The organism is Enterococcus sp. E5-37 (assembly GCF_035726925.1).
GTDB lineage: Bacteria > Bacillota > Bacilli > Lactobacillales > Enterococcaceae > Enterococcus_B > Enterococcus_B faecium.
On record NZ_JAPMLG010000013.1, the window covers coordinates 60600 to 70865 of the forward strand.

Annotated in this window: 9 protein-coding genes; 8 read left to right on the plus strand and 1 reads right to left on the minus strand. The window is 35.0% G+C overall.

Annotation, left to right across the window (positions count from 1 at the left end):
• The first annotated feature begins 61 nt into the window (after positions 1-61).
• Positions 62-1576 carry an IS3 family transposase gene (locus OS138_RS10805; RefSeq protein ID WP_325070113.1) on the plus strand — a complete coding sequence of 505 codons (1515 nt, stop codon included), beginning with the start codon at positions 62-64 and terminating at the stop codon, positions 1574-1576.
• A 303-nt stretch (positions 1577-1879) separates the two neighbouring features.
• Here OS138_RS10805 and OS138_RS10810 read toward each other — a convergent pair whose 3' ends face one another.
• Positions 1880-2704, minus strand: coding sequence for an MBL fold metallo-hydrolase (locus OS138_RS10810; protein ID WP_010726505.1), 825 nt, complete (start codon positions 2702-2704; stop codon positions 1880-1882).
• Between the two features lie 342 nt (positions 2705-3046).
• Between OS138_RS10810 and OS138_RS10815 the strand changes: the two genes are divergently transcribed.
• The 7 genes from OS138_RS10815 (at position 3047) to OS138_RS10845 (ending at position 10067) form a co-directional block, all read left to right on the plus strand.
• Positions 3047-3463: a PTS sugar transporter subunit IIA gene (locus tag OS138_RS10815; protein WP_002343823.1), complete on the plus strand. Its 417-nt coding sequence runs from the start codon at positions 3047-3049 to the stop codon at positions 3461-3463.
• The gene (locus tag OS138_RS10820; RefSeq protein WP_002298375.1) at positions 3460-3930 is read left to right on the plus strand and encodes a PTS sugar transporter subunit IIB; all 471 of its coding nucleotides are present in this window, start codon (positions 3460-3462) and stop codon (positions 3928-3930) included. The genes OS138_RS10815 and OS138_RS10820 overlap by 4 nt, the downstream gene beginning before the upstream one ends.
• Positions 3931-3943: 13 nt before the next feature.
• A complete protein-coding gene (locus OS138_RS10825) occupies positions 3944-4717 on the plus strand; it encodes a PTS mannose/fructose/sorbose/N-acetylgalactosamine transporter subunit IIC (RefSeq protein ID WP_002298373.1) in 774 nt (257 codons plus the stop codon).
• A 13-nt stretch (positions 4718-4730) separates the two neighbouring features.
• A complete protein-coding gene (locus OS138_RS10830) occupies positions 4731-5543 on the plus strand; it encodes a PTS system mannose/fructose/sorbose family transporter subunit IID (protein ID WP_002298371.1) in 813 nt (270 codons plus the stop codon).
• A 53-nt stretch (positions 5544-5596) separates the two neighbouring features.
• Entirely contained in the window at positions 5597-6562 is a 966-nt protein-coding gene (locus OS138_RS10835) for an SIS domain-containing protein (RefSeq protein WP_002347643.1), read from the plus strand.
• Positions 6563-6698: 136 nt separating this feature from the next.
• A complete protein-coding gene (locus tag OS138_RS10840) occupies positions 6699-9422 on the plus strand; it encodes a sigma 54-interacting transcriptional regulator (protein ID WP_002347642.1) in 2724 nt (907 codons plus the stop codon).
• A 12-nt stretch (positions 9423-9434) separates the two neighbouring features.
• A complete protein-coding gene (locus OS138_RS10845) occupies positions 9435-10067 on the plus strand; it encodes an HAD family hydrolase (protein ID WP_002298365.1) in 633 nt (210 codons plus the stop codon).
• Positions 10068-10266 lie beyond the last annotated feature (199 nt).

Below are 10266 nucleotides of genomic sequence, written 5' to 3' on the forward strand. Positions count from 1 at the left end.
TTGCAATCTGGGGGTGCGGACATAATCCTGGACTAAAAATGAACACAGGAGGAATGTTCGTATGTTTTCCCACGAAGAACGTGTAAAAGCCATTCAGTTATTTTTAAAGTACGATTGCTCCTATGCCGCTACTATTCGTGAATTAGGCTATCCGTCCGTTGGCGCACTTCGCAAATGGTACAATGAATATTTGATATCTGGAGCGCTTCATCTAGAACACCGAAAAAAATCAAAGTATTCTGAAGAACAAAAACGAGTAGCTGTGAATCATTATTTTGAATATGGACAGTGCTATGCAAGGACGATTCGATTGCTTGGTTACCCTAATCGAGAGTCTTTACGGCACTGGTGTGAAGAACTAGCGCCTGGGGCTAGAAAACTTCGGAAAAGTGCAGTAAAGTTAACCCAAGATCAAAAAGATAACGTGTTGAAAAAATTCTATGCGCCTCAGGCCAACAGAAAAAGCTTAGCTGAAGCCGAAGGCATCAGTAGAGTCACTTTGTATCAATGGAAAGACATGTATCTTGGAAGGTGTTTTCCACTGCGTATGACTCAAGAAAATCAAGAAGAACAAAAAGAGTTACTGTTAACGGAAGTTAAAGAATTGCAAAAACAAGTACACCAATTGCAACTCGAGAAAGCATTACTTGAAGGAGCTACTGAACTGCTAAAAAAAGAAGAAGGCATCAATCTCCTTCAACTGACAAATCAGGAAAAGACACGATTGATTGATGCCTTAAGAAATCAATTTAAATTAAATGAACTTCTTCAACAGCTTTATTTGTCTAAAAGCAGCTATTTTTATCAGAAACATGTAATTGATAAACCAGATAAATATGCTGAAGAACGTCAATTGATCGTGACCATTTTCAACAGTAACTTCTGCTCTTATGGTTACCGCAGAATTCATCAAGAACTAAAGAATATGGGGAAAATTCTTTCTGAAAAAGTTGTACGGATGTTGATGATCGAGGAAAATCTAATCGTTACATTTTCCAAACGAAAAAAATACTCTTCGTATGCTGGTGAGATCAGTACTGCACAACCAAACTTATTGAATCGTAATTTTAAAGCGACAAGGCCTAATGAAAAATGGTTGACTGATATTACTGAATTCAAAATCCCGGCAGGAAAAGTTTATTTGTCGCCAATTGTTGATTGTTATGATGGAGCTATTATTAGTTGGACAATTGGCACCAAGCCTGATGCAGCATTAGTGAATACTATGTTAGATATTGGACTAGCTACACTTCAAAACCAAGAACGGCCAATTGTTCATTCTGATCGCGGGGCTCATTATAGATGGCCTGGTTGGATTGAAAGGATGAACAAAGCAAATTTACCACGTTCCATGTCAAAAAAAGGTTGCTCACCAGATAACTCTGCGTGTGAAGGCTTCTTTGGGCGATTAAAGAATGAGATGTTTTACCAACGGGACTGGAAAAACACCTCAATGAATCAATTTATGGATCATTTGGATGACTACATCCAGTGGTATAATAATCATCGAATCAAGTTATCTTTAGGAGGACTAAGTCCTCTTCAATATCGGAAGAAACAGGAATGTAATTGCTGAAAAAGGTCCAAAAAAACATCCGCACCCCCTTGTATGTACTTTTATTCTGCCATAAACAGCTTAATGAATGTCCACTTGAAAAAGTGAATAAACGAAATAGATGACTCGATTTAATAAGGAAGTAAACCCACACAGAAATATAGGTGATTTTCCTTGAATGACCAAGATATTGAAAGTTAGTGAAAAAACACAAAAAGGTAGCCCTATTCACAGAAGGTCTGCCTTTTGTGTTATCGCCAGCAAACATTAGAGGGGATATTTCATATAGCTTTTGTCCTCTCGACAGTCCTATCAGTTTCTCTTTTAACTTATCTCTAAGTGCTGTCCAGTTTTAATAGCTTCTAGCTTGTTTCCTAACTGTGTTTTTAATATGGTGAAGGCTTTTGAACCTGTGCAGTGGCAAGTAAGGATTTTTTCTACTCGTGAGTCATTCAATTTATTTCCAATTTTCATTACCTCTTGCTCAGGTAGACCTAAATTATTTATATAAGGTATGCCAATCATATGGAAGCCACCGATTAGGTATTTTATGGGTTTAGTCGGAAATGTTTCAAGAGCAATTTCCATCATATCGATAATGCCATGATGACTACAGCCAGTAAAGACAATCAGACCGTCTTCTTGCTCAATTACGACCAATAATTCATCTGAAAAATCATCATAAACAAATTTATCATCCATCTTTTTGTATAAATTCTTGGTGGTCGAGTTTGCTTTGCCTAGGGGGATGATATGGAAGCTCGGAGCAAGTTCTGTTTTCGTTTTTATTGTATGTAAATTCTCATGCATTTTAAGGATTTCATTTTTAGGAATACCAACATACAGAAACGTGGTTAAAATCTTTAAATAATGGGGTAAAGTTACACCTTCAGCTGTATAAATAGGGGCGTTTCCTGATTTTAAATATCTTAACCCGCCGGTGTGGTCAGAATGACCGTGTGAAATAATCACTGCCTCCAGATCATTCAAAGTTTCCCCCATTTTAGTCGCATTATAGACTAATTTTTTATTAGCGCCAGCATCGAAGAGATATTTCTTCCCTGAGTAGTTAATTAAGAGAGATAACCCATGTCCACTTTTAAAGTTCAAATTTATTCTTGAGTTTTCAAATAAAACCTTGATTTCCACTATAACATCTCCTTTCACATGAACGTGTATTCATATACTGTAGCACATTAAGTTCTATTTTTTGTTGTAATTACCGAAAAAAATATTAATGGACGCTTTTTACGCTTTATTTCGTATGTGGAAGAAAATTTCTTAGGATGTGGCGGGGGATTGGGGCAAAGCTAAATTCCAATTACAGTGATCATTTAATTAGACACCTTTAAATACCCACACTTTCATCAACACTATAATTTAGGGAAAGAAAAGTGTTGGCATGATATAGAAAAACCTCTAATTGACAGCGTTTCCTAAAATTGGCACGCATCTTGCTTATAGAAAAGCGTAAGGATAGGAGGAATGAAAATGGCAACTATAATTCTTGCCAGCCATGGGGAATTTGCTCAAGGATTAAAGCAAACAGCGACAATGATTATTGGAGATAGTGTACCAATTCATGCCTTGTCAGCATTTAGAGATGAAGATGAATCTATTTTGGTACAAATAAAAAAACTTTTAGCCACAATAGATATAGAAGAAACCTACATTTTAACTGATATTCTAGGTGGTAGTGTGAATAATGATATGCTCACTATTATTAAAGAGTATGAGGGATTGCAATTAATTACTGGAATGAACTTACCTTTAGTTATTTCTATTGCAACCTATAATGGAAAAATTGGGGAAAGTGAGCTAGAAAAGCTTATTAGAGAGAGTCAACAATCAGTGATTGATTGTAGAAAATTATTAGTAGAACAACTTACTGGAGGAGATGACCTATGATTAAATTAGTACGTATTGACCATCGTTTGTTGCACGGACAGGTAGTATTTTCTTGGAGTAAATCATTAAATATCAATCGTATTATTATTGCCAATAAAGAGGCAGCGAATGATGAATTCAAAAAAATGTCTTTGAATTTATCTAAACCGACTGGCATTAAATTAACAATTTTTTCAGTTGAACAGTTACTAGAAAAAATGCCTAAAATCGAAACACTTAACGAAAATATCATGCTTATTTTTGGTAATACAAAAGAAATTCGTCAATTTTGTGAAGCCTATCCTAAAGTACAAGAAATCAACTATGGAGGGATAATCAAAAAAGAAGGTTCCAAGCAATTTAGTAATGCCATTTTCTTGAATGAATCTGAGCAAGAAGATGCCAAAAAATTAAAAGCTCTTGGCATTAAACAATTTATTCAACAGGTACCAACTTCTAAAAAAGAAGATTTGAATACAATGTTATAAAGGAGGAATGAAAATGCTCGTTCAGTCAATTGGTTTAGGGTTAATCGGTGTTTTTTGTATTTTAGACTCAAGGCTTTTAGGAAGAATGAATTTTGAACGACCGTTGATTGTCAGTACGCTTGTTGGTTTGGTACTTGGAGACATGGAAAAAGGATTAATTGTTGGAGCCTCTTTGGAATTGATGTCCTTAGGATTAGTAAATATCGGAGCTGCTGCACCACCTGATATGAATATGGCATCAATTATTGCTACAGCCTTTGCCATTTTATCAAATGCGAATGCAGAAGCAGCATTAACGATTGCCATTCCAATTTCAGTGTTAGGTCAAATACTAGGTATCTTGATGCGGACGATTTTGTCAAATTTGACTCACGTTGCGGATCGCTTTATCGAACAAGGGAAATTTAGCCAAGCAAGGAGAATTCATATACTTTATGGCTCGGGATTATATGCTCTCATGTATTTTATTCCTATTTTTCTAGCAATTTATTTTGGAACGAATCTTGTTTCTCAGATTGTTGATGCGATTCCTGAGTGGCTAACAAATGGCTTAACGGTTGCAAGTAAAATTTTACCAGCATATGGGTTTGCGTTGTTATTACAAACGATGTTAACGAAAAAAATGGTGCCATTTTTATTACTTGGATTTTTAATTACTGCTTATTCTGGATTGGGAATCATTGGTATTGCAGCCTTCGCATGTATTGTTGCGTTTGTCATGGTTCAAGTTCAAGGTAAAAACTCAAATGGTAACCAAAATGAGCCAGATCCATTAGATGACTTATAAGGAGGTAAATTAAGTGAAAGAGAAAGATCAAAATGCATGGAAATATCGGCAGTTCTTATGGCGTTCATGGGCAATTCAAGCCTCATGGAACTATGAACGACAAATGAACATGGGTTTTATGTACGGAATTGCACCAATTCTAGATAACATTTACAAGAATCCAGAAGATGAAGCAATGAAGAAAGAAGCTTACGAGCGGCATATGATGTACTACAACTGTACCCCTCAAACAAGTGCATTTGTGTTAGGGTTAACTGCTTCTATGGAGGAGCAATACTACGAAGACCAAGAAAACTTTAATCCGGAATCAATCAGTGCAGTGAAGACTTCTCTGATGGGACCGCTATCTGGTGTTGGTGATTCTTTCTTTCAAGGAACGATTCGGGTATTAGCCTTTGGACTAGGAATTAATTTAGCCCAACAAGGTAGTATTTTAGGTCCAATTCTAGCAATGTTAATTTCCTTTGTACCTTCCTTTTTAGTTACTTACTATGGTGGGAAAATTGGCTATAACATGGGGAATAAATACTTGTCTAAACTGTATCAAGAAGGTTTGATGGATAAAGTAATGTATGTTTGCTCCATTGTGGGGTTGATGGTCATTGGTTCGATGATTGCCAGCATGATCGGGATTACAACACCAATTCAAATGGGTAAAGCTTTTGTCTTACAAGATGTATTAGATAGTATTATGCCACAATTTTTACCATTAGGATTAACCTTCTTCATGTACTGGTTATTGCAGAAAAAGGTCAAAACAGGATGGATGTTGGCAATCTGTTTAGTCGGAGGAATTATTTTTAGTTTGTTAGGTATCTTACAATAAGGGAATAACCAATAAATTTGGTTGAATAATATAAATAAGGAGGAATTCAATTGATGAATTCAAAAGAAATTGTTAAAGAAATCGTAGCGAAAAAAGAGGTAAAATCAATCGTATTTGTTGGCTGTGGCGCTTCAAAAGCGGACCTTTATCCTGCAAAGTATTTTCTAGACCAAAATGCGAAGCAGTTACGGATTAGTCATTACACAGCCAACGAATTTAACTATGCAACACCAGCATCTGTAGATGAGTCAACTGTCGTTATTTCAGCTTCTTTAGGAGGTACGACTCCAGAAACAGTTGAAGCTAACGCAGTAGCTAAAGAAAAAGGTGCTACAGTTATTAGTCTAACACGAAGCATTGACTCACCGTTAACAAAAGATGCAGATTATGTAATTTATCATCGATTTGCAGAGAACTATGCTGCTAAATTAGAAAAAACAGGCTACTGTTTAGAATTGGCAGTAGAACTTTTACATCAAGTAGAAGGTTATGACCATTATGAAGCAATGCAAGAAGGATTTGCTACTATCTATGATCTTGCCCAAAAAAGTGCAGAATCAGCTCGTAAAGATGCGAAGAAATTTGCTGAACGCTTTAAAGATGAAAAAGTTATTTATGTAATGAGTAGTGGTGCTACACATGAAGTAGCATACTCAACATCAATTTGCTTGATGATGGAAATGCAATGGATTAATTCTGGTACCTTCCATTCAGGAGAATTTTTCCACGGACCATTCGAAATTGTGGATAAAGACGTACCGTTTATATTATTAATGAATGATGGAAAAACTAGAAATATAGATGCTCGAGCATTAACTTTCCTTGAACGCTTTGATACGAAAACAGAAGTTGTAGATGCCTTGGATTATGGCTTGTCTTCACATATTGCTAAAGAAGTCTTAGACTACTTTAACCCATTCGTGATTACTGCAGTATTTAGAGTTTATGCAGAAGAATTGTCAGAAGCAAGAGAACATCCATTAACTAAGAGACGTTATATGTGGAAACTAACTTATTAAAGAATAGATCAAACTAAATAAGGTGGCTTGAGAAATTAAGCCACCTTGTTTTCTTCAATGTGATTTTATACATATGGTAAAATAACTAGTACATATGGTAAAATAACTAGTACATATTGTGAAAGCAGGTGGCAAGATGCAGCGATTAAATGACTATCTTTATCAACTAACATTGCTTTTGAAATCTACGCCTTCAGATAATTATTCAGCTCGCAGTATTTCGCAAGCTTTACAGTTGAATAGAAGTACAATCAGTAGCTACTTAAATGAAGGTGTTCGCGAAGGGCTTTTCATAAAAGTAAAAAGTTACCCGGTTTTATTTTTACATAGAACAGCTCTTGAAGAACTACATATCACACTGAATAACTCCGAAATAGAATCAATTGAAAGCTTGTTAACAATTTCTCAAAAACCCGCATTAGATCAAGTAATTGGCTCTAAAGGAAGTTTGAAAGAAGCAATTGATCAAATTAAAACGGCAGTCTTATATCCTGGAAAAGGGTTGCCTTTATTATTGATCGGCGCTAGTGGATCAGGGAAAACCTTTCTAGCGAATAAAATATATGAATATGCAGTAGAAGAAAAGGTCATTCACACATCGGCACCTTTCATAGATTATAATTGTGCACAATATGTGAGCAATCCAGAGTTACTATCCTCTGCTTTATTTGGCTACACGAAAGGAGCATTTACCGGAGCAAGCCAGGAGCATACTGGTTTGTTAGAAAAAGCCGATGGAGGAGTATTGTTTTTAGATGAAGTGCATCGCTTATCTGAAGAAGGGCAAGAGAAATTATTTACATTTATGGATACGGGTGAATTCTCTCCTATGGGGGATAATAGTATTCGGAAAAAAGCCGATGTTCGATTAGTCTTTGCAACAACAGAAAATATATATACGACTTTCTTACCAACTTTTCTTAGGAGATTGCCAGTTATTGTTAATCTACCTAGATTTCAACAACGTCCGTCGTTTGAACGTCTGTCATTGATTGATGAATTTTTTGTTTCTGAGAGTAAAATTTTAGCTAAGGAACTATCTGTTTCTGATGCATTGATTCATTTCTTAATGAATAGTGATTTTGAAGGTAACGTGGGGAATATTAAAAATATTATCAAGTATGCTTGCGGAAACGCATATATCCACCAGAAGAGTCAGCAAACAATTCAAGTTAAATTATTGGATATGCCTTTAGAGTACAGTTATAAATTCAAAGAGCAACTAAATAAACCCAGAAAGAAAAGAGCAGATCGAATCTACTATCCAGAAGAAACACGACAAGTGCAACTAGAAAGAAACAATCAGCTTTTTGTTCAATTTTTTGACCAATTACTTACTGGATTCTCTGAAGTGATTGAAAATAACAAGGATATTAAACTATTTTTAGAAGAAATGGTTACCAAGGTAACACAAGTAATGGATATGCTTATTTTTCAAGAGGATTACGAAAAAGAGCAGTCTTTATACGCCATTCTAAACTATCATATTCGTCAAAGTATTGATTTTATGCGAGAAAGCTACGGGTTTGAACAAGATGGTAACCGGGTAGTCGCTTTGGCCAACTATCTATATGTCAAGGATAATCAAGTGATTTTTGAAAATAGTCTTCAAGAAAAGAAAACCAAAGATCAGCTTAACGAATTTTTTGCTAATGTTCTTGAAACCCCTTATTGGTATGCAAAAAAAATCTTAAGCCTTTTATCTGAGCGTTTAGATCAACCTGTGTATGAAGAGGACATTTTCTTTATTACGCTATATTTTTATAGTTTGAATGTCACGAATGTTAAAACAGGTATTAAGAGTATTGTGCTAGCTCATGGTTATTCTACAGCTAGTAGTATGGCGAATGTTGCCAACCGTATGCTGAATAAGAACGTTTTTCAAGCTTATGATATGCCTTTAGATATTACATTAGAGAAAATTGAAGCAAAATTGATTCAATTCCTTGGAGATTATCGAACAGATTCAGGCTTGATTTTATTGGTAGATATGGGTTCACTAAACCAACTAGGCGGTTTATTAGTGAATCATCTAAATGGACCACTGTTAATCATTGATCATATCAATACACCGTTATTATTGGAAGTCGGCCAACAAGTATTAAACAATAAAAGTATCACCGAAATAGGAGCAGAAATTGAAACAAGTCTTACTTTCAAAAAGCAGTTACTACTTCCCAAGAAAAAGAAAAAGAAAGCCATCATTACTTGTTGTTATACAGGGATTGGTAGTGCGACCCAGATTCAGGAGATTTTAACGAAATGCTTGAAAGATGCAGTTAGAGAATTAGTAATTATTCCGTATGATTACAAAAAGCTGTTAGAAAACAAGAATTTTGAGACTCCTTTTCAATTATACGATGTCATCATGATTGTAGGTACAGAAGATCCCAAAATTAATCAGATTCCATATATTGGATTAGATCGCCTGATTAATGGGGAAGCAATTGGCGAATTTGTTCATTACTTGGAAAAAGAGCTGACTATTGAAGTGAACGATTTACAAAAAGAATTAATTTTCAATTTTTCAATTAGTAAAATTGTCGAAAATTTAACCATTTTGGATCCAGATAAGGTGCTATCTTTTGTACAAAAAGCAATTAAAGAATTATCGAAGTTATTAAATTTTGATTTTTCTAATAATCAGCTGTTTTTGTTGTACCTTCACTGTAGTTGCATGATTGAACGAATTGTACGTAAAGAAAGTGTGGATGAGCAAGAGGACATTGAAGAATATATGCAAGCAAATGGAGAAATAATGGATAAAATTCATAGCGCTTTTTTTGAGATTGAAAGGGAATACACAATTGAAATACCAGATTTAGAGTTGCGATTATTGAGCGATATTGTTCAAGGATAGGAGTGAATTCGAATGACAATGGGAGTAATTTTTGATATGGATGGGGTACTCATAGACAGCGAGACATTTTATTTTGAGAGAAGAATGAACTTCTTTCAAGAACTGGAGATAGATCCAGGATCAAACCAGATTGATGATTATGTGGGGAAAACAGAAGCTGCAATATGGGAAACATTAGTTCCTGAGGACAAATCATTAAGAGAGGAACTTTATCCGAAATATGTAGATTATCGAAAAACGCATCCAATTGATTTCGCTAAAGCTTTACGAAAAGAAGTGAAACCGTTACTTGACTTCCTCAAGAAGCGGGATATACCATTGGCACTGGCATCTTCTTCTCCAGCTGTCGAGATAGAGAGTATGCTCATTCAATGTGAACTTACTGAATATTTTTCCTTTGTTATAAGTGGTGAGTCATTAAAACAAAGCAAACCACATCCCGAAATATATTTAAAAGCGAAACAGCAATTAGACTGTGACTTCTTTATTGCAGTAGAGGATTCAACGATTGGTATTAAATCAGCAAAGGCAGCAAATATCTATACGGTGGCACTAAAACAACCAATGCAAATCGATCAGAGTGAAGCAGACATACAAATTGAAAGTCTACAAGAACTGGAACAAATTGTTTTAGAAAAAGGTTAGTGAATTAATGGAAATAAGGCTATATATCTGTGCTAGCTATTTTGACTAACCAAAAAAACTGTTGCCATTCCACAACTTTATTTTCAGATTTAGATAATTCTTGCAAATATCTATTGTACTTAATCGATCAACTATCCATAACTTTATCTTTGAGTCGTAAATAAACATAAGATTATTGATATGGAAGAAATTCAAAAAG

Excerpts from the sequence above, each read along its gene's own strand:
- OS138_RS10805 (WP_325070113.1), top strand. The coding sequence starts at position 62 with ATGTTTTCCCACGAAGAACGTGTAAAAGCCATTCAGTTATTTTTAAAG.
- OS138_RS10815 (WP_002343823.1), top strand. The coding sequence starts at position 3,047 with ATGGCAACTATAATTCTTGCCAGCCATGGGGAATTTGCTCAAGGATTA.
- OS138_RS10820 (WP_002298375.1), top strand. The coding sequence starts at position 3,460 with ATGATTAAATTAGTACGTATTGACCATCGTTTGTTGCACGGACAGGTA.
- OS138_RS10825 (WP_002298373.1), top strand. The coding sequence starts at position 3,944 with ATGCTCGTTCAGTCAATTGGTTTAGGGTTAATCGGTGTTTTTTGTATT.
- OS138_RS10835 (WP_002347643.1), top strand. The coding sequence starts at position 5,597 with ATGAATTCAAAAGAAATTGTTAAAGAAATCGTAGCGAAAAAAGAGGTA.
- OS138_RS10840 (WP_002347642.1), top strand. The coding sequence starts at position 6,699 with ATGCAGCGATTAAATGACTATCTTTATCAACTAACATTGCTTTTGAAA.
- OS138_RS10845 (WP_002298365.1), top strand. The coding sequence starts at position 9,435 with ATGACAATGGGAGTAATTTTTGATATGGATGGGGTACTCATAGACAGC.